This window comes from Flagellimonas sp., assembly GCF_965215805.1.
Lineage (GTDB): Bacteria > Bacteroidota > Bacteroidia > Flavobacteriales > Flavobacteriaceae > Flagellimonas.
The window spans coordinates 3,513,922-3,537,450 of the sequence record NZ_OZ244124.1 but is presented as its reverse complement, the minus strand read 5'-3'; the positions used below and the strand labels follow the sequence as shown (position 1 = coordinate 3,537,450).

General features: G+C 42.3%; 19 protein-coding genes. 7 read left to right on the top strand and 12 right to left on the bottom strand.

The features are described 5' to 3' along the window. Positions 1 to 127 precede the first annotated feature (127 nt). Positions 128 to 1,240: a DUF2911 domain-containing protein gene (locus ACOOE0_RS15610; RefSeq protein ID WP_420399839.1), complete on the top strand. Its 1,113-nt coding sequence runs from the start codon at positions 128 to 130 to the stop codon at positions 1,238 to 1,240. Between the two features lie 142 nt (positions 1,241 to 1,382). Beyond that, positions 1,383 to 2,567: a hypothetical protein gene (locus ACOOE0_RS15605; protein WP_420399838.1), complete on the top strand. Its 1,185-nt coding sequence runs from the start codon at positions 1,383 to 1,385 to the stop codon at positions 2,565 to 2,567. Here the strand turns inward: ACOOE0_RS15605 and recG are convergent, their stop codons facing one another. Further along, on the bottom strand, positions 2,568 to 4,673 hold the full coding sequence (gene recG, locus ACOOE0_RS15600) for an ATP-dependent DNA helicase RecG (protein ID WP_420399837.1): 2,106 nt from the start codon (positions 4,671 to 4,673) through the stop codon (positions 2,568 to 2,570). On the opposite strand from recG, the gene ACOOE0_RS15595 reads away from it, so the two are divergent. Together ACOOE0_RS15595 and ACOOE0_RS15590 are read left to right on the top strand one after the other, a co-directional pair. Next, entirely contained in the window at positions 4,645 to 6,798 is a 2,154-nt protein-coding gene (locus ACOOE0_RS15595) for a M1 family metallopeptidase (RefSeq protein ID WP_420399836.1), read from the top strand. The two genes, recG and ACOOE0_RS15595, sit on opposite strands and share 29 nt — an antisense overlap. Next, positions 6,795 to 7,709 (top strand): patatin-like phospholipase family protein, encoded by a 915-nt coding sequence (locus ACOOE0_RS15590; protein WP_420399835.1) that lies wholly within the window; start codon positions 6,795 to 6,797, stop codon positions 7,707 to 7,709. Before ACOOE0_RS15595 ends, ACOOE0_RS15590 begins: the two co-directional genes overlap by 4 nt. Positions 7,710 to 7,712: 3 nt before the next feature. On the opposite strand, the gene ACOOE0_RS15585 is transcribed toward ACOOE0_RS15590, so the two are convergent. From ACOOE0_RS15585 to ACOOE0_RS15560, 6 genes are all read right to left on the bottom strand, one after another. After that, positions 7,713 to 8,231, bottom strand: a complete 519-nt coding sequence (locus ACOOE0_RS15585) for a hypothetical protein (RefSeq protein WP_420399834.1) — start codon at positions 8,229 to 8,231, stop codon at positions 7,713 to 7,715. 76 nt (positions 8,232 to 8,307) lie between these two features. Further along, the gene (locus ACOOE0_RS15580; RefSeq protein ID WP_420399833.1) at positions 8,308 to 10,566 is read right to left on the bottom strand and encodes a GH92 family glycosyl hydrolase; all 2,259 of its coding nucleotides are present in this window, start codon (positions 10,564 to 10,566) and stop codon (positions 8,308 to 8,310) included. A gap of 167 nt (positions 10,567 to 10,733) precedes the next feature. Further along, the gene (locus tag ACOOE0_RS15575) at positions 10,734 to 11,507 is read right to left on the bottom strand and encodes a hypothetical protein (protein WP_420399832.1); all 774 of its coding nucleotides are present in this window, start codon (positions 11,505 to 11,507) and stop codon (positions 10,734 to 10,736) included. Between the two features lie 40 nt (positions 11,508 to 11,547). Then, on the bottom strand, positions 11,548 to 13,122 hold the full coding sequence (locus ACOOE0_RS15570) for an FMN-binding glutamate synthase family protein (RefSeq protein ID WP_420399831.1): 1,575 nt from the start codon (positions 13,120 to 13,122) through the stop codon (positions 11,548 to 11,550). A 1-nt stretch (position 13,123) separates the two neighbouring features. Further along, positions 13,124 to 14,398 (bottom strand): amidohydrolase, encoded by a 1,275-nt coding sequence (locus ACOOE0_RS15565; RefSeq protein WP_420399830.1) that lies wholly within the window; start codon positions 14,396 to 14,398, stop codon positions 13,124 to 13,126. A 10-nt stretch (positions 14,399 to 14,408) separates the two neighbouring features. Beyond that, a complete protein-coding gene (locus ACOOE0_RS15560; protein ID WP_420399829.1) occupies positions 14,409 to 14,948 on the bottom strand; it encodes a DsrE family protein in 540 nt (179 codons plus the stop codon). Positions 14,949 to 15,081: 133 nt separating this feature from the next. On the opposite strand from ACOOE0_RS15560, the gene ACOOE0_RS15555 reads away from it, so the two are divergent. Further along, complete coding sequence (locus ACOOE0_RS15555; protein ID WP_420399828.1) at positions 15,082 to 17,406, top strand: ATP-dependent helicase; 2,325 nt, start codon at positions 15,082 to 15,084, stop codon at positions 17,404 to 17,406. Positions 17,407 to 17,448: 42 nt separating this feature from the next. On the opposite strand, the gene ACOOE0_RS15550 is transcribed toward ACOOE0_RS15555, so the two are convergent. Continuing rightward, complete coding sequence (locus tag ACOOE0_RS15550) at positions 17,449 to 18,771, bottom strand: hypothetical protein (protein ID WP_420399827.1); 1,323 nt, start codon at positions 18,769 to 18,771, stop codon at positions 17,449 to 17,451. Positions 18,772 to 18,925: 154 nt separating this feature from the next. Between ACOOE0_RS15550 and ACOOE0_RS15545 the strand changes: the two genes are divergently transcribed. After that, entirely contained in the window at positions 18,926 to 19,546 is a 621-nt protein-coding gene (locus ACOOE0_RS15545) for an L-threonylcarbamoyladenylate synthase (protein WP_420399826.1), read from the top strand. Between the two features lie 55 nt (positions 19,547 to 19,601). Here the strand turns inward: ACOOE0_RS15545 and ACOOE0_RS15540 are convergent, their stop codons facing one another. From ACOOE0_RS15540 to ACOOE0_RS15530, 3 genes are all read right to left on the bottom strand, one after another. After that, the gene (locus tag ACOOE0_RS15540) at positions 19,602 to 20,474 is read right to left on the bottom strand and encodes an OmpA/MotB family protein (RefSeq protein WP_420399825.1); all 873 of its coding nucleotides are present in this window, start codon (positions 20,472 to 20,474) and stop codon (positions 19,602 to 19,604) included. A gap of 98 nt (positions 20,475 to 20,572) precedes the next feature. Beyond that, entirely contained in the window at positions 20,573 to 21,574 is a 1,002-nt protein-coding gene (locus tag ACOOE0_RS15535) for a glycosyltransferase family 2 protein (RefSeq protein ID WP_420399824.1), read from the bottom strand. 12 nt (positions 21,575 to 21,586) lie between these two features. After that, positions 21,587 to 22,033: a type I restriction enzyme HsdR N-terminal domain-containing protein gene (locus ACOOE0_RS15530; RefSeq protein ID WP_420399823.1), complete on the bottom strand. Its 447-nt coding sequence runs from the start codon at positions 22,031 to 22,033 to the stop codon at positions 21,587 to 21,589. A 26-nt stretch (positions 22,034 to 22,059) separates the two neighbouring features. On the opposite strand from ACOOE0_RS15530, the gene holA reads away from it, so the two are divergent. Then, positions 22,060 to 23,061 (top strand): DNA polymerase III subunit delta, encoded by a 1,002-nt coding sequence (gene holA / locus ACOOE0_RS15525; RefSeq protein ID WP_420399822.1) that lies wholly within the window; start codon positions 22,060 to 22,062, stop codon positions 23,059 to 23,061. Positions 23,062 to 23,063: 2 nt separating this feature from the next. On the opposite strand, the gene ACOOE0_RS15520 is transcribed toward holA, so the two are convergent. Beyond that, positions 23,064 to 23,441: a DoxX family protein gene (locus ACOOE0_RS15520; RefSeq protein WP_420399821.1), complete on the bottom strand. Its 378-nt coding sequence runs from the start codon at positions 23,439 to 23,441 to the stop codon at positions 23,064 to 23,066. Between the last annotated feature and the right edge of the window lie 88 nt (positions 23,442 to 23,529).

Below are 23,529 nucleotides of genomic sequence, written 5' to 3'. Positions count from 1 at the left end.
GTAAGCTTCTGAATTTTAACACGTTTACCTTTATTTTAACATTGTTGTAACGCTATAGGAACGATGAGGTTTCTACCTTGGGAGTCAACCTAGAAAGTTTATTCATTAACTCATCAAAAACGAACAAATGAAAAAAAGTTACACGGCCATTACGGCCATGATTCTCATCGCTGCATTCTGTATTTCCACAAGTAGCTATGCCCAGCTTACCTTTCTGCCCAGAGGTAGTCAAATGGCTAAAGTTTCCCAACGCATTGGAACTACAGATGTCACTATTGTTTACTCTAGACCCAGCGTAAACGATAGGGAAATTTGGGGCGCTCTAGTCCCTTATGGAATGAACAACTTGGGATTCGGAACCGCTACCGAATCACCATGGAGGGCAGGTGCCAATGAAAACACTATTTTCAAGACCAGCCATGATTTGACCATTGGAGGTAAAATACTTCCAGCCGGTAAATATGGCTTGCACATGATTGTCAATGAAGACAATTCGGCAACGGTAATCTTTTCCAAGAACCATGGGGCATGGGGAAGTTATTTTTATGAGCCAGGTGACGATGCCCTTCGTGTGGATGTCTCCACCAAGGAGATTCCACATGTAGAGCAACTTACTTTTAGCTTTGATGAAGTAGATGCCACATCTGCAGTAGCTTCACTTAGCTGGGAGAAAAAGCAAATCCCTTTTAAGGTAGAAACCGATGTAACCGAAAATGTTTTGGCTCGGATTCGTCAGGAATTGCAGACCAACCCTGGATTTAGCAGACAAAGCTGGGAGCAGGCGGCCAATTTTGCCCAAAATAATGGTGGTGATTTGGACGAGGCCCTAGGATGGGTAGATGCCGCTATTGCCGGTCAGTTTTTCAGCCAAAAGAACTTCAATAATTTGAGCATAAAGTCTCAAATATTGGCCAAGCAAGGTAAAACTGCAGAGGCTGAAGCCCTTATGCAAGAGGCGATGCCTCTGGGAACTGTTTTCCAAGTACATGGTTATGGAAGACAGCTTATTGGTCAAGGCAAAACGGATAAGGCTTTGGAAGTTTTTAAATGGAATGCCAAGAATCATAAAGGTACATGGCCAGTACACTATGGTTTGGCCAGAGGGTATTCGGCTTTAGGGGATAATAAATCGACAATTAAACATTTAAAGCTTGCTTTAGAAAATGCGCCCGCCCAGGTAAACCGTGATCGTGTTCAGGCCAACTTGGACAAAGCTGAAAAAGGAGAAGGAATTAACTAAACCAATTTACTTAGGGAATTAAATTAGGAAAATGCCCAGCGAAAGCTGGGCGTTTTTATTTAAAAGGTAATACTGGATCTTCTTGTCGAATTTTCTTTCTCCTGAAATCAAATTGCATTTTATTTGTTGCAAGCATTTTATCATGATAAGAAGGAACCTAATTATTCTTTGGGCAATTGCCATTTTTTCTTGCAGTACTGATTCGGATTCAGATTTAAGTAATCCTGGGAACAACACCATTCCCTTCAGCGTTACGGCCTTAGTAAAGGAATATAACGGGGGTGAAGGTGAGTACCATACAATTGATTTTATACAGGGTCGGAAAGAACCATCCAATCTCACCAATATCACCAATACTTTGAACCTGGAACCGAATGCCATATTTCGTTCAAATGGATTGGAAAATTTATTGCTTTTTAAACAAGGAGATCTTCAAGGACCAGATGCTATTTACATAATGATGGATTTGGATGATAACCAGATTGTCTCTGGGTCGTACAAGGATTACTTTCCCATTACCAACAATTGTTTTTTCGATGCTGGACAAATTGGATGGGATAAAAACAGACTTTTTTCTTTCGAAAATGATGTTTGTGATCAGGGGAACCTTAGATTATTGACTCATAATTTGTCTAATTCAGAAGTAACAGAGTTTCCCTTTTTGGAGAAAGCCTTCACAGGTGATACTCCACATGGCATTTTGGTAACAGAGGATTATTTTTTTGTTCAATATGATGATAGATCTGAGGAAGCTTTGGATACATATAAAGAGGGTTTAATTGTTTATAATTCAAGTTCATTAAACGAAGTATTTTCTAATCGAACCGCAGGGTTGAAAACTACATTTGTTGACGGCCATGATATTTTTGTGGCTACGCGACCTAGTAAAATGGAGATTATTGATTTAACCACAGGCAATGTTAAGCACTCCACCACCACGTTCAATTACTTTCTTGCCACGGATGATAAAATATCCAATGTGTCAATTTCAGATGGCAAAGTTGCTTATGTGGACAATTCTATGGCTATAGGAATTCCAGCTTATTTTGATTTCAACGAAAATGATTCATTCACTGTTGATCAAGAAAAATATATGGCTTTCTTTAATCGAGACACTTTGGATTTTGATGCTGATGTTATTGTCCCACAAGAATTTAAAATTGATTTGGAGACGATGACCTTTGCAGTCACCTATTTGCGATTCAGCCGTGGAGAAAATGTCCCAAAATCTTCAGCTATCATGTTTATGGATTTTGAAGGAAACTTGCTTCTTGATTATGAATTTCCTTCTTTCCGATTTGAAGCCGAGAAATTGCTTAAAAGATAATTAGCTGATATACCCCCAAATGTCTTTCCCTTTAGACATTATGCTGTAGGCCGAGCGAATAGGAAGATTTTCAGGTTTCTCCAATCTGGGATCCACTTTTAAAAGTTGGATGGCGTGATATCTGGCGGTTTGCAATATCTGGTTGTCTTTTACAATATCCGCTATCTTTAAATTGAGGAGCCCACTTTGCTGGGTACCCATTAAGTCCCCAGGACCGCGAAGTTTCAAGTCCACCTCAGCAATCTCAAATCCATCATTGGTTCGGGTCATGGTTTGCAAACGGGTTTTGGCGTCTTCGGACAACTTGTTTCCAGTCATCAAAATACAAAAGCTTTGTTCAGCTCCACGACCCACACGTCCACGAAGCTGATGTAATTGCGAAAGACCAAAACGTTCAGCACTTTCAATGATCATCACAGAGGCATTGGGGACGTTAACACCTACCTCAATAACGGTGGTGGCCACCATAATATGGGTCTCACCTCGCACGAATCTTTCCATTTCATAATCCTTGTCCGCTGGCTTCATCTTACCATGAACGATGGAAATTTGATAATCGGGAAGTGGAAAATCACGGACAATACTCTCATAGCCGTCCATCAAATCCTTGTAATCCAAAGCTTCGGATTCCTGAATTAGGGGATACACAATATAAACTTGCCTCCCCTTCTTGATTTCATCTTTTAGGAACCCAAAAACTTTTAATCGGTTATTGTCAAAACGATGAACCGTCTTGATGGCTTTTCTACCAGGGGGTAACTCGTCAATTACGGAAACATCCAAATCCCCGTAAAGACTCATGGCCAAGGTTCTGGGAATGGGTGTGGCCGTCATCACCAGAATATGGGGAGGGGTTTCATTTTTGTGCCACAATTTGGAGCGTTGTGCTACGCCAAAGCGGTGTTGTTCGTCAATAATGGCCAGACCAAGGTCTTTAAATTGAACCTTATCTTCCAGAACCGCATGGGTACCTACCAAAATATTGAGATTCCCATTTTCCAACTGGTTGTGCAGCAAGGTACGCTCCGACTTTTTAGTGGATCCCGTCAACAGGGCAATCTTCACCTCCATTTTGCCCAATAATTCCTTTAACCCATTGTAATGTTGCTGAGCCAAAATCTCGGTAGGGGCCATTAAACAGGCCTGATACCCATTGTCTATGGCCAATAACATGCACATGAGGGCCACAATCGTCTTTCCAGAACCCACATCCCCTTGGAGCAAACGGTTCATTTGGGCATTGCTGCCTAAATCGTTTCTAATTTCCTTGATGACTTTTTTCTGGGCATTGGTCAGTTCAAAAGGCAGATGGTGTTCAAAAAAGGTATTGAACTTTTCCCCCACTTGGTCAAAGGGCAAACCTCTAATCTTTTGCTTCCGAATCAGTTTTTTGGAAATCAGTTGAAGTTGTACAAAAAACAATTCCTCAAATTTGAGTCGAAATTGGGCCTTGGCCAACAGTTCCTGACTTTTGGGAAAGTGAATGTTCAAAAGCGCCTCGCTCTTTGAAATCAAGCGGAGCTCATCCAGAATAATAGGGGAGAGCGACTCCACAAACTGTCCTTTGGATTCCAGCAATAGTTGTTGCTGCATTTTACTGACCACTCTATTGTTGATTCCCTTGGCACTTAACTTTTCAGTGGAAGGGTAAATGGGTTGCATAGCCACCTTTAGCCCTTGCTGGTGTTCCGAAAGTAATTCCATTTCAGGGTGCGGCATGGAAAAGGAACTCCCGTACCTATTTATTCTTCCGAAAACGACATAAGGCTCGTTCAATTTCAGATTTTCCCTGATCCATTTCTGCATTCTGAACCATACCAGTTCCATTTCGCCCGTATCATCAACAAATTTGGCCACAAGACGTTTGCCGCGCTTTTGCTCCACGGTTTTTATATGCACAATTTTTCCCACCACTTGTACATCTGCACCACTGGCTTGTAGCTGGGCAATTTTATAGTACTGGGTTTTATCCAGATAACGATTGGGAAAAAGATGTAACAAATCCCTGTAGGTTTCAATGCCCAGTTCCGTCCTAAGAGTCTCGGCTCGGTTAGGGCCAACTCCTTTTAGATATGGGATGGGAGTTTGGAGAAAATTGGGATTCATCAAACTAAAATATGTAATTTGGAAAGACTTTTGTGATACGGTTGCCATGAAGCTTGCCCCAGTGCTTATTTTTTTTCTTTTGACCCAACTCCTTTCTTCCCAAATTCAGGATAAAGTGGATTTTGTGAGGGGCCAAATTTTGGTGCAGCCCGACTTCGAAGAAGCAAAAATCCAAGGAAGCGTTGACTACTATTTCAAAATTTTAAAGCCAGTGGATTCCATCTTCTTGGATGCCAAGGAAATGAAGTTCAATCAAGTGCTATTGAATGACAAGCCCATTAACCATAAAACCGATGGTCAACATTTCGTGATAAAAAAACAGTTTAGAAAAGGGGATGCCCATCATTTAAAATTTGACTACAGTGCATTGCCCAAGCAGACCGTCTATTTTATTGGGGATGGAGACACGGTAAAAAAGCAAATTTGGACACAGGGACAAGGAAAATATACCAGTCATTGGTTGCCCAGTCTGGACGACATGAATGACAAGATTGAATTTGATTTGACTATTGTCGCCGATCGAAGCCAGACCGTGATTTCCAATGGGGAATTGGAGGAAATTGTCCCACAGGATGATGTCAATGCTTGGAGATTTGATATGGAAGAACCAATGAGCAGTTACTTAGTGGCATTTGCCATTGGTAATTTTAAAAAGGAAAGCTTGCAATCCAAAAATGGAGTTCCTATAGAACTCTATTACGAGCCCAAAGACAGTCTTTGTGTTGAGCCCACATATAGACATACCCAACGCATGTTTGATTTTTTGGAGGAAGAAATTGGGGTTCCCTATCCGTGGCAGAATTACAAGCAGATACCTGTGCAGGACTTTTTATATGCTGGGATGGAGAATACAGGGGCCACCATATTTTCCAACACTTTTATGGTGGATTCCACTGCCTTTGTGGATAAAAACTTTGTCAATGTGAATGCACATGAAATGGCTCACCAATGGTTTGGCAATCTGGTTACCGAAGAGAGTGGATCCCACCATTGGCTTCATGAGGGTTTTGCCACTTTTTATGCGTACTTGGCCGAGAAAGACATTTTTGGGGAGGACTACTTTTATTGGAGGCTGTTGGAGACCGCGAAAGCCTTGGATAATTTTTCTGGGGATGGGCACGGAGAGGCCCTTACCAATGCCAGTGCGGGTAGCCTTACTTTTTACGAAAAAGGGGCATGGGCCTTGGTAATACTTCGAGACAGGGTAGGGGATTCGGCTTTTAGGGAAGGGATTCAAAACTACCTGACCAAATTCGCATTTCAGAATGTGACCATTTCCGATTTTATGTGGGAAATGGAAAAAGCCTCGGGAATGAAACTCACCAGCTTTGAAGAAGCGTGGCTGCAAGAATCCGATTTTCCGTTTGAAAAGGTCAAACTGTTTTTAAGAACCAAAAATGCTTCCATAGATGCCTACTATAAGACGAAGGAGGAAATTGGGGACAAGCTGGAAAATGTAGAGACAATTCTTGGGGCAAACTGGGATGCCTACCAATCGGAAACCTTGAAGCATCAACTTTTATTGGATTACGGCAATCAACTTTCCCCGCAGTTTTTAAACAAACTCCTAAAACGTGAGGGGCTTAAGGTAAGGCAGGCAGTTTCTCTAGCTATGGACAAAGTGCCTTTGGAGGTACGGTCGGATTTTGAGGGATTACTCGGTGATCAGAGCTATACCACCGTGGAAGCAACACTATTCAAACTCTGGACGGATTTCCCTGAAAACAGAAGTTTCTATTTGGATCAAACCACAAACATTATTGGGTTTTCCAACAAAAATGTCCGTCTACTTTGGTTAACCCTGGCTTTGGTGACCGCAGATTATGCTATGGATCAAAAAGCCGATTTTTATAATGAGCTAAGCTCGTACACAGGACCCGAATACCATTTCGAAATTAGACTTTTGGCATTTCAATATTTAAAAAGCATTGGCGGATTTAACGATGACACCCTGAAAAGTTTGATAAAAGCTTGCAATCATCATGTTTGGCATTTTAAAAAATCCTGTAGAAAAATGCTCAAAGACTTTTTGAAGGCGGAAGGAAACTTGGCCAGGGTAAAGGCCATATATCCCACTTTAAATTTGGAACAACAACGCTATTTGGACAAAACTTTGGGCAAATGAGGGCATTGGTAATTTCTGGAGGAGGTAGCAAGGGAGCTTTTGCAGGAGGTGTAGCCCAATTTCTGATTGAGGAGGCCAAGCACAATTACGACCTCTTTGTGGGTACATCCACGGGCAGTCTGCTTATTTCCCATTTGGCCTTGAACAAGTTGGATAAAATCAAGGAAATCTATTCCTCGGTCAACCAGAGTAGCATTTTCAACAATTGCCCTTTTGTCATCAAAAAGAAATATGGGATTGAGGTGATTTCCATCAACCATTGGAACGTGGTCAAGAATTTTATCCGCGGGAAAAAGACCTTTGGGGAGAGCGAAAACTTAAGACACCTTATTCGAGATTCCATTACCCCTGCGGAATTCGAAGAATTGAAGCAAAATAGTGTGGATGTGGTGGTCACGGTTTCCAATCTTTCCCTGAATCAGGTGGAATATAAATCCATCAATGATTGTACCTACGAGGAGTTTTGTGATTGGATTTGGATTTCGTCCAACTATACCCCCTTTATGAGTTTGGCCAGAAGAAATGGTTGCGAGTATGCCGATGGAGGGCTAGGTACCCTGGTACCGATTGAGGAAGCACTTAAGCGTGGAGCCACCGAAGTTGATGTTGTAGTTTTGCACACTGAAGTAAACTACCTGAATCGCATGCCTGTCAGGAACCCATTTGAATTGATTACCACCATTTTTAGCTTTATGCTAGATCGAATTGAAAATCAAAACATTCGAATTGGGAAATTGGTGGCCAATCAAAAGGATGCCATCATCAATTTCTATTATACCCCAACCGTGTTGACCACAAACTCATTGATCTTTAATAAAGAGCGCATGACCCTTTGGTGGAAAAGAGGGTATTTATATGCGAAAAACAAAAATGAGGAGACCAGTCCTATAGATCCCGACCATCAGGAGTAAAAACTACCAAAGTTCGCTGACTTCCTTTTTGATGAAGGCAAGAGCCGTGGCAGAAGGAGATTGCTTGTCTATGGTCTGATTTAGAATATCTTCCCTTAGCTTGTCCGGAGAGTCGGTTTCACTCATACCCGCAGAACGTATAATCTGAATGGTGGCATTTTTGGCAGCCTTGATGATGTTCCAACACTCATCCGACATATATATCTGTTGGGAAAGATTATGTTCAAACTCCGTTTCGATCTGCTTGATCAAGAGATTTTCATAATCGCTTTTATCTTTACTTTTTGGTGCAACCCTCACAACTAGGCTGTTTATAGATATACGCTCTAAGAACAAAACCATACGTTCGTAGGCCTGTAGGCGAATGGGAAGCGTATCTTTTTGGGAATCCTTGTGCAACAGAAAACGTCTACGACCATCTTCGTTTCTGGTATGAAGTCTAAAAAAGTAAAATGCTACGGCACCCGTAACAACGGCTGGCAATAAAAAGCCGAAAAGCTGAAAAATGTCGTCTCCGCTCATGGTTTGGTTTGGTTTTGGATTTTATTCTTGGGATGATAACGGAATAAACTTTCAAAAAGTATATGGAGGATACCCGCTATTTTTTCGGTTTTGGCCCCATGGTGATGGTCAGCGTACTTCCATTTTTAATATCATCATGTGAAAAGAACAGCTCTTCCAATTCCTTATCATTTAATTTAGCCGATTGCACATACTTGTTTTCGGGGGAATTGTTTTCCGTCAGTATGGTAAATGTTTTCCCATTTTCAAGTGGTATTTTGACAGAATCAAATAGGGAACGACCAATTACATATTCGGGATTTCCGGGAGCTACCTGATAGAAACCCATGGCATTCATGATATACCATGCAGACATTTGACCGCAATCTTCATTTCCAATGATTCCGGCGGGTTGGGTAGTATAGAATTCCTTTAAAATTTGATCAACCAATTCCTGCGTTTTCCATCCTTGGCCCGCATAGGTATACATATGGGCAATATGATGACTAGGTTCATTGCCGTGTGCGTATTGACCAATTAGCCCCGTAATATCTCCACTGGCATTTTCCCCTTCAATTTCAGAAGAGGTGGTAAACAGACTATCCAATTTAGTGGCGAATTGTTCCTTACCACCATATAGTTGCGCAAATCCGTCAATATCATGGGGAACAAACCAGGTCCATTGCCAGGCGTTACCTTCAACATAGTCAGAGTGATCATGATCTGAATGTTTAGGGCTAAAAGGCTCCCGCCATGTCCCATCTGCATTTTTTCCTCGCATAAATCCAGTCTCCGAATCAAAATAATGTCGATAATTTTGCCCTCTTTTTTGAAATTGCCCCGTAACGGAGTCATTACCAATAGCTTGGGCTATTTGGGCAATGCACCAATCATAATAGGCATTTTCAAGGCCGTAGGAAACCGAGTTGGTGATTTCATCTGAAGGAATGAATCTTCCCTCATTGATGTACTTGTTGTACAAGGTCATGACGCGCGACTTTCTGGGTTCGTCCGAATCTTTTACAAGCTCTGGTCTATACGAGGCACTGGTGATTGCTGCTTCCAAGGCCTGCTGCTGGTCAATTCCTGGAAGTTTTTTGGACATGGCATCGGCAATGTTGGCCACGGCAGGATAGCCTACCATGGTTCCTGTATAATTGGAAGCCAGAGGCCACTTGGGCAACAAACCGCCTTCCTCATATTTCAAAATCAGGTTGTTTACATAATCTATGGATTTAGGTTCATCAATAATGGTCATCAAAGGGTGTAGTGCCCTAAAGGTGTCCCATAAAGAATAAACCGTATAATTGACCGCTCCATTTGCGGATTGATGGACTTTTTTATCCATTCCGCGGTATCTGCCGTCCACATCCTGGTGCAGCGCCGGAGCAATCATACTGTGATATAGGGAGGTATAAAAGGTGGTAAGCACATCCTCATCCGTTGTCTGTACCTGAATACGATTCAGTTCTTTTTCCCATTTCTTCCGTGTTTGGGATACAACAGCATCAAAATCCCAGTGGGGTAATTCCTGTTCAAGATTGGTTTGGGCACCTTTTTCATCAACCGCAGATATTCCGACTTTCAGTAGTAGAGGTTCATCAGAAGGAAGGGATGGAAAACTCAAACGGGAGTAAATATTCTGTCCATTGTAAACATCTTCGATTTTTCTCGATGCTTTATCGTCAACAATAACACTATCCACCTGAAATGGACTGGAGAACTTGGCATGGAAATATACCTTATGGTCATACGCCCATCCCCTAGAATGTTTTAGGCCTCTTAGGGTGCTATCGTTTACAATTTCCAAGGTATTGGAGATGTTTCCATGTCCCCAGGTTTGTTGAAGGATATGACCCACATCCAATAATAGCTGCTTATTCTGATTGGGACCATAGGTGTATTTATGGAGGCCTGCCCGCTCAGTAACCGCCAATTCTGCCGCAACATCATAGTTGGTGAACTGGACCGTGTACTTGCCAACCTCAGCCTTTTCATCCGACTTTTTAAACTTGGCAATTGGTTTTTTGTTTTCTTCTCCAGTGAAGGGAAGTACAAGAATATCGCCCATGTCCCCAATTCCAGTTCCGCTGAGATGGGTGTGTGAAAATCCATAAATGGTGCTGTCTCCATAATGGTATCCACTGGAGGCATCCCAACCATTCAACTTGGTATCTGGGCTTAGTTGTACCATACCATGGGGCATTACAGGCCCTGGAAAAGTATGGCCATGAAACCCAGTTCCTATGAATGGGTCCACATAACCTAATACATCCACCTCAACTTCTGTTTTCTGGGGAGTGGGAGTGCAGGCCAACAAAAAGAGTATGGTTATTACGGAAAGAAGACGACTCATGATTTCTAAGTTTATGGATTGGTAATGCACTTAGGATCAAGATAAGTCGGTTGCCGAAGTTTCCATCACTAAAATCGACCAATGACGCAATACAGCAAATAAGCACTATAATTAGTCCTTAATCAACATTTTAAGTAATCAATGGGAAGGGGATAATGGAATCCGTCCTATTCCGCACTTTTTAGATTGGCTTTGGCCTTATCGTAAAAATCTTTGTAATCAGGTTGAAGACTCACAGATACCCCTTCCTTGAAATTTCCATCTTTTACGGAAACGCCCACCTTATCAACAGGAACCGTAAGGGTAGTTACCAACTCTTTTGCCGCTACGGAAGCCTGATCGTAGGTAACTCCAAATTCCCCGGTAATGTTCAATCCCTCCACTTGGGCATGTACGTTGGGGCTTGCCAAAATAATTTTGGCCAATTGCGACAACCAAACTTTGCCCTCTTCCGTTAAGGTAGTACCTGTATCAGAACCAAATAACTTGTTCAAACTTTGTGTAAGCACCACAGCTCCATCGGTAACATTGGGGTTGGCATTTTCACCCATGGTCTGCTTTATTCGGGTCAAAAGCACAATGGCCGTGGAATCGCTGGAAGAAATCATGTCTGTTACTCCTCTTAATTGTTGCTCTTTGCGCTCCAGGGCTTGCAGGGCATTGTTTACATTTTCGCTGTTCTTTTTTGAAAGCTCTGAAAAACTGCTCAGGTTTTTAAGTAGGGTGGCATTGGCATCCCTTAACCCAACGTTTTCGGCTTCCAGTGTACTGGCCTTAGCCGTACTGGAGGAAATCTCACGTTTGGCCTCGGCCAATTGCTGTTGAATTTCACTGACCTGGGCTTCCAAATCATCAATTTGGGCAAAAAGCTCACTTTTCTTTTGGGAAAAAGTAAGGGTTACAACAAACAAACTGCAAATTAGAAGTAATGGTTTTTTCATAAGTAAGATGTGTTGGTTTAAGCAAAAATCGAAATCAAAATTAGGATGTTTTTTTGGAAAACTCCTTTCCTCCCAGATAAATACAGTCATAAAGTTCCTGCATATTGTTAAATGGTACCTTCTCCTTGCTATACGAGTAGACCGTTTCCAAATCACTGCTGAGGTAATCATCATCTACATTGACCTGGATATCGTTCATTGTAAATTGACAAGGATGTTCGTAACCGGCTGCGTGCGTAATTTCCAGGAATTCTTTTCTAAAAGTTTTAAAATATTGTGCCAGTCTATCCGATTTTAGGGGTACATTGATACCACTCTGCAACCACTTACTTTGGGTAGCCACACCTGAAGGGCATCTATTGGTATGACATATTTGGGCTTGGATGCATCCGATGCTCATCATGGCCTCCCTAGCCACATTAATGCAGTCAGCACCCATCGCAAAGGCCATGGCCGCCTTGGCAGGGAAGCCCAGTTTTCCGCTTCCAATAAAAACCAAACGCTCTGTGAGTCCGCGGTCTTTAAAAATTCGATAAACCGAAGAAAAACCATATACCCATGGCAGGGAAACATGATCTGCAAAACTAGGGGGAGCGGCTCCAGTACCACCTTCACCTCCGTCAACGGTAATAAAGTCAGGACCTTGACCTGTTTTCTTCATTAAATCTGCCAGTTCTTCCCATTGGTCCAGTTTTCCGATAGCTCCTTTGATTCCAACGGGCAATCCAGTTTCTTTGGCAATATTCTCAATGAGTTCGACCAGTTCGGGAATGGAATTGAACGCCGTATGGGTTGCTGGTGAGAGCACATCCTTCCCAACTTCAACCCCTCTTATTTTTGCTATTTCCCCACTGATTTTGGCCCCTGGCAAGACTCCGCCCTTACCGGGTTTGGCCCCTTGGGACAATTTTATTTCAATGGCCTTGATACATGGATTTTCATCCACCAAAATTTTCATTTTCTCCATGGAAAAGTTTCCTTCACGGGAACGAACCCCAAAGTATCCTGTCCCAAAATGAAATACGACATCACCTCCCGTTTTGTGGTATGGAGACAAGCCCCCTTCACCTGTATTGTGGTATGCCATGGACTTTCCAACTCCTTGGTTTAAGGATTCAACCGCTCTGGCAGAAAGGGAACCAAAGCTCATGGCGGATACATTGATCACGGAAGCGGGGCGATAGGGCTTTTTCCGTTTGTTGTAGGCGCCAATCACCTTGGCACAAGGCAAAAAATAAGGATCTTCTAAATTGGGGTGCCCTTTAGGTACTTGATACCCGATCATGGCATTTTTTACAAAAATGTGCTGATGGGCATAGATATCCCTGTCTGTACCAAAACCCTCGTAATTGTTTTCTTTCTTGGCAGAGGCGTAGATCCATCCACGCTCAATCCTGTTGAAGGGCAGTTCCTCGCGATTGTTTGCCACAAAATACTGCCGCATTTCAGGCCCAATGCTTTCCAACCAATACCTTAAATGCCCTATAATTGGAAAGTTATGGCTAATGGTATGTGCCTTTTGGAAGAAAATATCCCTAATGGCTACAAGACCCAATAAAATTAGAATCCAAACCCACCATGGAGTTCCAGCCAAAAAGTCCATTACCGTATCCATATTACATGTTTAAATAATCCAGTGTTAATTCGGTCATGGCTTTCACGCCCAATTGCATACCGGCATCATCGATAAGAAAATCTGGGGTATGGTGTGGATAGGATTCGGTATTGCCAGGGGTCATGCCGCCTAGAAAAAAGAAGAAACCAGGAACATCTCTTTGGTAATAGGAGAAATCCTCCGCCCCAGTGATAGCCTTTTGTGCAACAACATTTTTATCTCCAGCAACACGACTCAATGTTGGTAACATTTTTCGAGCTAATTCAGGGACATTGAAGGTAATGTCTGTGGCATCCCTGATTTCGCAGGTAGCCTCACCGCCATATGCTTTGGCAATATCTGCCACCATTTCTTTCATTCGCTTATTGATATGGTCTTTCATATCGTAATCCAGGGTACGGATGGTACCTAGCATTTCAGCAGATTCAGGAATGATGTTGAATCGGACCCCACTTTTGATTTTACCAACGGTAATCACCGCGGCCTCATTGGTTAGATTGGCTTCCCGACTGATGATGGTTTGCAACCCATCAATAATTTTGGCGCTAATCAGGATAGGGTCCACACCACTCCACGGTTGGGATCCATGGCTTTGCTTTCCTTTTACCTTTATGGTGAAACTCTGTGCAGCAGCCATTGTACCACCAATTTTATAGCGAATGGTACCAACTGGAGTTTGGGAATTGATGTGCAGCCCAAAAATGGCATCGACATCAGGATTCTTCAAAACCCCTTCTTTGACCATCATCAGGGCACCACCTTCCTCACCTGGAGGTGCTCCTTCTTCCGCAGGTTGAAAAATGAACTTGACCGTACCCTTAATTTTATCTTTATTATTGGCCAGGATTTCAGCTACGCCCATTAAAATTGCCGTATGCGTATCATGTCCGCAGGCATGCATCACCCCAACTTTTTCTCCCAGAAACTCCGTTGTCACAGTTGATTTGAATGGCAGGTCATTACGTTCTGTAACCGGAAGTGCGTCAATATCTGCACGTAGTGCAACCACTTTTCCTGGTTGATTTCCTTTTAAAACCCCGACCACTCCTGTATGGGCAACACCGGTGGTAACCTCAATACCAAGGGACTTCAAGTGCTTGGCAATTTTTTCCGCGGTTTTAAATTCTCGATTACTCAATTCTGGATTTTGGTGAATGTCATGACGCCAGGCAATAACTTTGGATTCAATGGCTGCGTAGTCTTTTTCCAAATTTGGCCCTTGGGCCCATAATGTGATTGTTGTAAGAAACAACAAAAGAGTGTTCATTTTACGCATATAGTCAGTATTAAAATTTTATCAATTGATAACCTTCATTTTGAAGTTGTACCAAAGCGGTCATGGCCGAGAGGGAAATTTGTACTCCAGGAATAAGGTCCTCCTTGGTAATTTTATTGTGGGCAGCAGACTGTCCGCAGATTATAACTGGTACATCTATTTCCAAAAGAGAATTAACCAGTTCTAAATTGGGATTATCCTTTTTATATTTTTTCTGATATGCCACATTGGACATTACGTCCTTACTGGCTCCTCCATGGACTACCAGTGCCACATGCAATTGGTTTTTGGGAACCCCACTTTGGGCGTGCATATTTAAAAACCGTGCAGCGGTTTCAATAAGAGCGTTTCCGCTATTATGGGAATCTTCCTTTCCGGTTACATCAATCACAGCCTTAAAGGAGATGTCCTTTTGAACCTTGTAATCTGGGTTCTTCACCTCATAAACCTTCCCGAAATCAGTTATGATCGGTCCAGTTTTCGGGGATTGGGAATTTACAAAACAGCTAAAAAGAACAAAAAGGGGTAGTAGTCGGAGATGGAATCTCATTCAATTTCAAATTAGTCTTTAAATATATCAATTTCGAGCTAAACGGATTGCTGTTTATAAGTATTAACAGGATGATTTTAGCATGAAACCAAGAATGGCTATTTTCACCTTTACTTTTTAAATACCTGAGCGGTTGGATACTTTTTTGGATGAATTGAATGATGCGCAGCGGGCTCCGGTTTTGCACAAGGATGGCCCCTTAATGGTCATTGCTGGTGCAGGATCCGGTAAGACCAGGGTATTGACCTATAGAATAGCGCATTTGATGGGGCAGGGAGTGGATTCCTTCAATATTCTTGCATTGACCTTTACCAACAAAGCGGCCCGTGAGATGAAAAAACGGATTGCTACAATTGTTGGGAATTCGGAAGCAAAGAACCTGTGGATGGGTACTTTTCACTCTGTTTTTGCCAAATTGTTACGGTTTGATGGGGACAAACTGGGCTACCCAAGCAATTTTACCATCTATGATACCCAAGATTCCCAAAGATTGATTGCCTCCATCATCAAGGAAATGGGATTGGACAAGGATATCTATAAGTACAAACAGATACAGAATAGGATTTCTTCCTATAAAAACAGTTTGATTACGGTCAAGGCTTACTTTCAGAATCCAGAGTTAGTTGAAGCCGATGCGATGGCTAAACGGCCAAGGCTGGGGGAAATTTATCAAAACTATGTGGACCGTTGTTTTAAGGCGGGTGCTATGGATTTTGATGACCTGCTCCTCCGAACCAATGAACTTTTGACACGTTTTCCGGAGGTGCTGATGAAGTATCAAGACCGATTTAGGTATATCCTTGTGGATGAGTACCAGGATACCAACCATTCGCAATACCTCATTGTAAAGGCTTTGTCAGATAGGTATCAAAACATCTGTGTGGTGGGGGATGATGCCCAGAGTATTTATTCTTTTCGTGGGGCTAATATCAGTAACATTCTCAATTTCCAGAAGGATTATGATGATGTAGCGGTCTATCGTTTGGAGCAAAATTATCGTTCCACCAAAAACATCGTTAATGCCGCCAACTCCATTATTGCCAAAAACAAGAATCAGTTGGAGAAGGTGGTTTGGACCTCGAACGATGAAGGCAATAAGATAAAAATCCATAGGAGTATTACCGACGCTGAAGAGGGGCGCTATGTTGCGGGTTCTATTTTTGAGAATCGGATGCAGCATCAATTGATGAATGGTGAGTTTGCTGTTTTGTATCGGACCAATTCCCAATCCAGGGCCATAGAGGATGCCCTGCGTAAAAGGGATATTCCTTACCGGATTTATGGAGGTCTTTCCTTCTATCAACGAAAAGAGATCAAAGATGTGTTGGCTTATCTGCGTTTGATCATTAACCCCAAGGATGAGGAGGCGCTTAAACGCGTCATCAATTTTCCCGCCCGTGGGATTGGTCAGACCACTGTGGATAAACTAGTGGTTGCAGCCAATCACTATGGCCGTTCCATTTTTGAGGTCATGGACAACCTGTCCAAATTGGAATTGAAGATTAATGCAGGAACCCAACGAAAGCTGGGGGATTTTGTGACCATGATCAAGAGCTTTCAAATCATGAATGAAGGTTCGGATGCTTTTACCTTGGCCGAACATGTGGCCAAAAAAACGGGCTTGCTCCTGGAGTTTAAAAAGGATGGGACACCCGAAGGCATTGCGCGGATAGAGAACATTGAGGAACTCTTGAACGGGGTCAAGGATTTTGTGGAAGGACAAAAGGAACTGGCAGATTCCACAGGGAGCTTGACCGAGTTTTTGGAAGATGTGGCCCTTGCGACCGATATGGACAAAGACACTGGAGATGATGACCGTGTTGCTTTGATGACAATTCACTTGGCCAAAGGATTGGAATTCCCATACGTTTACATTGTGGGGATGGAAGAGGATTTGTTCCCTTCCGCCATGAGTATGAACACCAGAAGTGAATTGGAGGAAGAGCGAAGGTTGTTCTACGTGGCCTTGACCCGAGCAGAGAAGCAGGCCTATCTCACGTATACCCAAAATAGATACCGTTGGGGCAAACTTATCGATGCTGAGCCTAGTCGTTTTTTGGAGGAGATAGAGGAGCAGTATGTTGAAAACTTGACCCCAGTAAATGATGGATATCGATACAAATCCATGATCAGCGCCGATATATTTGGAGAGGTGGACAAGAGCAAACTACGGCAGGTAAAACCAAAAAATGGTACTCCACCAAGTGTGCAACGCCCCAATGAAAATCAACTGAGAAAACTAAGGAAGTTAAAACCGGAACTATCAGCCACAAACACCAATGCCTTGGATCCAAATCTTATTGAAGGCTGTCTGGTTAACCATACGCGTTTTGGAAGAGGGAAGGTGCTCAAGATAGAGGGAGTGGGCAATGACAGGAAGGCCGAGATCCAGTTTGAAAAGGGCGACATTAAAAAGCTGCTGCTTAGGTTCGCCAAATTGGAAGTGCTTGATTCATAGAAACCATGCTTTGCTAGTTTGGCATTCAAAAAAAAATACAGATTACAGCTTGGCCAGTTGATTGTTTGAGCTGCTTCCGCAAAAAATCTGGTTGGTGAATTCCACAATAGGATGCTTCTCCCCATAGGTAACGGAATAGACCTTATAATAAGCCCTGTTGACTCCGACCGAGGAACTACACGAGACTTCATTTGGATTGGATAGCAAATACGCCTCTATTTCTTCCGTAAACAGAATGGAGTCATCCAAAATAAGCGCTTTGGTCATCGGGCGGGACCATTGGACGTTTTTTTGGTCAATGTCATACAGGTGCAATCTTCCTACGCTCGAGCCCATCTCTTCGGAAAAAAATAGAAAATGATTTTTTTTCGCAACCAAAGATACTTTTCCCTCCCAAGGGATTTCAGTTTCCAATGCACTGGGAGTGGTCAATTTGAATAAAGATTGATTGTTCCCCTCATTATGGAGTGTTTTAACTGCATACCCATCCAAGAATAATAAAGTTTCATCAGTGGGCCTTTCAATTTTCTTAGGCATTTCGGAACCTTGAAGAAAGCTGTTGGAACTTTCTGCTTCAAACGCCTCGGAACTAAGTTGCTGATCTATGGTAGTGGTAGCTTCAGCATAGTTTACATTTTGATGATCAGCATGTAACTCCAATGGTCTATAAGCCAAGGTTGTTCCCCAAGTCTCTGGTATCAGAATGAGGGAACCATCCATTTCAACATTAAAGTCCAATGGGGAAACCATGGAACTTTGTCTGTTGGGAAAGATTTTGGCGAGTTCCATGCCATGTTCATTGATTGTATAGGCATCCATCCTGAAAAATCCATTTGTGGTATTGGTGCCGCCTTGACCTTGTAATAAATAGAAGCTTTTTGCGCTGGTTTTAATTGTATGGATTTGCTGATAGGCTATGGACTCCCCATATAATGAGGTAGGAATTACTTTTCCATCATTGATATATAATGCGATGTTTCGAATGCTATGAAGTGTCCTCTGCATTCTAGATTCCCATGAAAACACCCCAACTTTTTCGTCTTTAGAGAGGGTAAATACAAAGTCGTGTTCCAAAATGTTATAAGATTTGCAAACCTCTTTCAGTAACTTTTTGGATTGGATTTGTTCTATGGTTTTTCTAATCTGTTCGTTGATCAATACTGCATTTTCGTTGAATTCCTCATCGTTGGCATCCAAGTTCTTGAGCAGGGATAGGTTATAGTCTAGGTGGGCAATCAGTTCCCTGCCATGATTAAATTGGGGAGGAGCTGGTGTTTTGTTGGAGAGATTGTGATTGCCACAGTTTGTCAGCAAAAAGGTGAAAAGGCCAAGAAGTATGAGTAAGTGTATTCTGGAATCTATCATTTTGAAAGTATTGGGTTGTACTTCAACAAAAGTGAAAGTTTGAAGGCTTACTCTAAGCCCTCAATTGACGGATGGCCCATATGAATTGACGGATACCTACTTTGGAGATATTCTTTGTTACTTTGTAGCTCGAACAAAGGTTAACCCCAATGAAATGGCTGAATTAATCAAACTCTTTGAGGAGAACCCCAATCCTAGGCAGGTGGAGAAAATAGGAGATGTCTTGCGCAAGGGCGGATTGATCATCTATCCTACGGATACCGTGTATGGTTTGGGTTGCGACATTACCAATTCCAGAGCGTTACAGCGCCTTGCCAGAATAAAGGGGGTGAAGCTGGAAAAGGCCAATTGGTCCTTTGTTTGTGCAGACTTGAGCAATCTGTCCGATTTTGTGCGGCAAATAGATACTTCGACTTTCAAAATATTGAAACGATCTCTTCCAGGCCCCTATACTTTTATCCTTCCTGGGAACAACAACCTTCCCAAAGACTTCAAGAAAAAGAAAACGGTGGGAATTCGCGTTCCTGACAACGAGATTGTAAGGGCATTGGTTCGGGAACTGGGACATCCTATTGTCTCCACTTCCATTTACGACGAGGATGATATTTTGGAGTACACTACTGACCCAGAACTGATTTATGAAAAATGGGGAGAATTGGTCGATATTGTGATTGACGGGGGATATGGGGGCAATGTGGCTTCCACTGTGGTGGATCTTTCCAGCGGATATCCCGAAATTATCCGTGAGGGCAAGGGGGATTTGGATATCTTCTAAATAAAAAAAGCGACCCAATGGGTCGCCTTTTCTGGTTTTTTTATTGTACTCTCGATTAGTTGCCAGAACCGCCAATGGCTGGATCTTTCATACCTTCTTCGATCATGCTATAGAATTGATCGATTTTTGGTAATACAACAATACGTGTTCTTCTGTTTTTAGCTCTTTCCGCAGCTGTATCGTTGGAAGCCAACGGCACATAGTAACTTCTACCTGCTGCTGTCATGCGTTTAGGATCAACATTGAAATCATTTTGAAGCGTTCTCACAATAGTTGTCGCACGCTTAGCACTTAAATCCCAGTTGTCAACTAAAACACCACTTGAGAAAGATCGATTATCAGTATGTCCTTCCACCATGAACTCAAAGTCAGGTTTGTTGTTCACAACTTTGGCTACTTTGCCCAAAACTTGCTTGGCTGCATTGGTGATGTTGTAGCTTCCGCTTCTGAACAAAAGCTTGTCTGAAATGGAAACAAATACCACACCTTTTTCAACACTTACCTCAATGTCTTCATCATCAAGATTGCCCAGAACACCTTTTAGACTCTGAACCAAGGCTAGGTTCACGGAATCACGACGGGTAACGGCATCCTGCAATCTTCTAATGGTCAAATCTTTTTCCCTTAGGCTTTCCAAAGATTTTTCAAGGTTTTCAGCCCCTTTGGTAGTAAGGGTAGTTAAGTTCCCCATGTTGTTGATCAATTCTTGGTTGTTGGCCTTTAGGAAGGCGTTTTGATCCTCAAGGGTTTGCAATCGGGAAGAAGCGGTCGCTTTTTCCTCAAGGCAATCGTTTAATTTAACGGTTGCGGAATTCAATAGATCTTGGGTCTCTTTTTGTTTGGCCTCAAGATCGGCATACTTTTTTTGTGATACACAAGATGACAACAAAATTGCCATGGACAAGGTTCCTAGGAAAACTTTTTTCATAGTACTGGGTATAAATTATTAAGAATTGTTAGATATTTCACTGCTTAAACTATCCGCCAAAATTAGAGAAATTGCAAAGTTGGCGTCTTTCGGCATCGTTAATCTTTTACTAAAATGTTAAATCGCTTCACTTGATGTACGAAATGAGACCAAACAATGGATGTTGCGGAATAGTATTTTAATAAAAATTTTGCTTTTTCCCTCTTTTTGTAAAGTTTTCTAAAGTTACTATAAAAACTGAGATGGGCACGCAATATGGCCAAGCAATGGCCAAATTTTAATTGCAGGACAAATCGCATTCCGGCGATCCCATCCAAGAGTAACCTCATGAAGATAATCCTAAAAGCAACTTTACCCGGCAAGTTCTTGGTAATGGAGTAGAGGGAGTTCCTGAAATTAAGAAAGGTTTTTTTGGGATCCATGTTCTTCAAGGTGGAACCTCCAAGGTGGAAAACATGGCTGTGGCCCACATAAAGCACTTGATGACCTTGATTCTTGGCCCTCCAGCAAAGATCTATTTCTTCCTGGTGTGCAAAATAATCCTCGTCAAACCCACCAAGATTTCTGAAAACCTCACTTTTAATGAACATGCACGCCCCTGTGGCCCAAAAAACTTCCTTGATATCGTTGTACTGCCCTAGGTCCTTTTCAAGGGCCTGAAAGATTCTTCCCCTGCAAAAAGGGTATCCCAAACGGTCGATAAACCCTCCAGCAGCACCGGCATACTCAAAATACTCTGGGCGTTTTAGATCCAGAATCTTGGGTTGAACAATGGCAGCTTCGGGTCGGGTTTTGAATACTTCCATTACAGGCTCCAACCAATTGGGGGTAACCTCCACATCCGAATTCAATAAACAGAAGATATCGGCATCTACATATTTCAGGCCATCGTTGTAACCTTTGGCAAAACCACCGTTGGTGTCATTTACAATGACTTGTACACTTGGATAATTTTCTCTGAGAAATTGGACGGAATCGTCCTCGCTTGCGTTGTCCACGACATGGATACTCGCGTTTTCTGAATGGGCCATAACAGCAGGGAGAAACTTTTCAAGCAAAGTTTTCCCATTCCAATTCAGTATGACGACTGCAACTTTCAAAACGGCAGCAAATTAACGGCTAAAATCAGGAATTTCCTTCAAAAACTTGTATTTTTCACTTTCAAGATCCATTTTACAGTAATAATGGTTCAGTCCGTTGGTCACCATTAAATACTTGGCCTGCAATTGCAAATTGTATCTTGCTATTTGATCAAAAGTGGCCTGGTCAATGGTAACTTCCGGAGCTTTACATTCCACTAGTAAATAAATGGAACCATTGGGTAGGTATACCACCACGTCGTATCGCTTTTTTAACTTGTTAACCACCAGCTGCTTCTCTACGTTTATCAAACTTTTTGGATATTTCTTTGTTTCGATCAAGAAATGCACCACGTGCTGGCGTACCCATTCCTCGGGCTGTAGCAAAACAAATTTTTTCCGTATGATGTCGAAGATTTGGAGTCCTTTTTCGCTACTTTTGAGTCGGAACGGATATGAAGGAAAGTCCAATGGCTGCATAGGACAAATTTGACGATTTTTTCTGAATGGATAGGGTAAAGGAAATAGTTTCTGACATAAAACAAGGGAATCCCAAACCCATTTATTTTTTAATGGGGGAGGAACCTTATTATATAGACAGAATTTCCCAATACATCGCTGACAACGTATTGACGGAGGACGAAAAGGGTTTCAACCAGATGGTACTGTACGGCAGGGACACCACCGTGGATGAAGTCATTGGGAATGCCAAAAGGTTTCCTATGATGGCAGACCATCAGGTGGTCATCCTTAAGGAAGCACAACATCTCTCCAGAACTATTGAGAATTTTGTGGCCTATGCCCAAAATCCGCAACCAACTACCATTTTGGTGATTTGTTACAAATACAAGAAACTGGACAAGCGGAAAAAACTGTACAAAGCCGTTCAAAAAACCGGGGAACTGTTTGAGAGCAAAAAACTGTACGAAAATCAGGTAGCGGAATGGATTAGGCGAACTTTATCCGGTAAGAAATATAAAATCTCACCTAAGGCGGCCATTATGTTGGTGGAATTTCTGGGAACCGATTTAAGCAAAATCAGCAATGAACTGGACAAACTTACGCTCATTGTACCGTCCAACGTTGAGATTACCCCAGAGCTTATCGAACAGCATATTGGAATAAGTAAAGACTTCAACAATTTTGAATTGAAGAAGGCCCTTGGGGAGCGTGATGTGAAAAAGGCAGCACGCATCGTGGATTATTTTGCCCAAAATCCGAAGGACAATCCTTTTGTGGTCACGATAACCTTGTTGAACACATTTTTCACCCAGCTTTTAAAGTACCATGGTCTCAATGACCATTCTCCAGGAAATGTGGCCAAAGTGCTGGGAGTTAATCCCTATTTTGTAAACGAATTTACCGTTGCGGCCAAAAACTACCCAATGAAGCGGGTTAGCGCCATTATTTCCAATCTTCGCCAATTGGATTTAAAAGGAAAAGGAGTAGGAGCCAGCAATTTGGCCCAAGCAGATTTGCTTAAGGAAATGCTGACCGCAATAGTTTGATCTTATTTTTTGTCCACGCTATACTTACCTGGACCAAGCAAGAACACCACGATAAAAACTACCGCAAAAAGAAGTGCCTTTTCCTTGGTGCCAAAAGGATCCGCCGCATGTACACGGAATGCTGCTACCAGCATCACCAAAGTAGTTGGAATTGCGGCCCAACGCGTTTTTAAGCCAATGATCATCAAAATGGGACAGATAAATTCACCCAACACTGCCAAGAACAAAGAGGGCCCTTGTCCTATTCCAATGGGGTTGGCAAACTCCATATTTCCGCTAATCAACTTTTGGAATTTCGGATAGCCGTGGGTAAGCATAAAGGCAGAAGGAACGATCCTTAGAATGGCCAATCCTAAATGGATCAAAAGATTATTTTTCATTGGTGGGGGATTAAGTTTTCGTGAAAGTATAAATTATGTTTCAACAAAAGAAAAATAGGCATCAAAAATTACATATAGCACTATTGAA

What these genes read in the sequence shown, in the direction of transcription:
- ACOOE0_RS15575 (WP_420399832.1), bottom strand. Translation starts at nt 11,507, where the DNA reads ATGAAAAAACCATTACTTCTAATTTGCAGTTTGTTTGTTGTAACCCTT.
- ACOOE0_RS15520 (WP_420399821.1), bottom strand. Translation starts at nt 23,441, where the DNA reads ATGAAAAATAATCTTTTGATCCATTTAGGATTGGCCATTCTAAGGATC.
- ACOOE0_RS15590 (WP_420399835.1), top strand. Translation starts at nt 6,795, where the DNA reads ATGAGGGCATTGGTAATTTCTGGAGGAGGTAGCAAGGGAGCTTTTGCA.
- ACOOE0_RS15570 (WP_420399831.1), bottom strand. Translation starts at nt 13,122, where the DNA reads ATGGATACGGTAATGGACTTTTTGGCTGGAACTCCATGGTGGGTTTGG.
- recG (WP_420399837.1), bottom strand. Translation starts at nt 4,673, where the DNA reads ATGAATCCCAATTTTCTCCAAACTCCCATCCCATATCTAAAAGGAGTT.
- ACOOE0_RS15565 (WP_420399830.1), bottom strand. Translation starts at nt 14,398, where the DNA reads ATGCGTAAAATGAACACTCTTTTGTTGTTTCTTACAACAATCACATTA.
- ACOOE0_RS15605 (WP_420399838.1), top strand. Translation starts at nt 1,383, where the DNA reads ATGATAAGAAGGAACCTAATTATTCTTTGGGCAATTGCCATTTTTTCT.
- ACOOE0_RS15585 (WP_420399834.1), bottom strand. Translation starts at nt 8,231, where the DNA reads ATGAGCGGAGACGACATTTTTCAGCTTTTCGGCTTTTTATTGCCAGCC.
- ACOOE0_RS15540 (WP_420399825.1), bottom strand. Translation starts at nt 20,474, where the DNA reads ATGAAAAAAGTTTTCCTAGGAACCTTGTCCATGGCAATTTTGTTGTCA.
- ACOOE0_RS15580 (WP_420399833.1), bottom strand. Translation starts at nt 10,566, where the DNA reads ATGAGTCGTCTTCTTTCCGTAATAACCATACTCTTTTTGTTGGCCTGC.
- ACOOE0_RS15610 (WP_420399839.1), top strand. Translation starts at nt 128, where the DNA reads ATGAAAAAAAGTTACACGGCCATTACGGCCATGATTCTCATCGCTGCA.
- ACOOE0_RS15545 (WP_420399826.1), top strand. Translation starts at nt 18,926, where the DNA reads ATGGCTGAATTAATCAAACTCTTTGAGGAGAACCCCAATCCTAGGCAG.
- ACOOE0_RS15595 (WP_420399836.1), top strand. Translation starts at nt 4,645, where the DNA reads ATGGGAGTTTGGAGAAAATTGGGATTCATCAAACTAAAATATGTAATT.
- ACOOE0_RS15550 (WP_420399827.1), bottom strand. Translation starts at nt 18,771, where the DNA reads ATGATAGATTCCAGAATACACTTACTCATACTTCTTGGCCTTTTCACC.
- ACOOE0_RS15560 (WP_420399829.1), bottom strand. Translation starts at nt 14,948, where the DNA reads ATGAGATTCCATCTCCGACTACTACCCCTTTTTGTTCTTTTTAGCTGT.
- ACOOE0_RS15530 (WP_420399823.1), bottom strand. Translation starts at nt 22,033, where the DNA reads ATGCAGCCATTGGACTTTCCTTCATATCCGTTCCGACTCAAAAGTAGC.
- holA (WP_420399822.1), top strand. Translation starts at nt 22,060, where the DNA reads ATGGATAGGGTAAAGGAAATAGTTTCTGACATAAAACAAGGGAATCCC.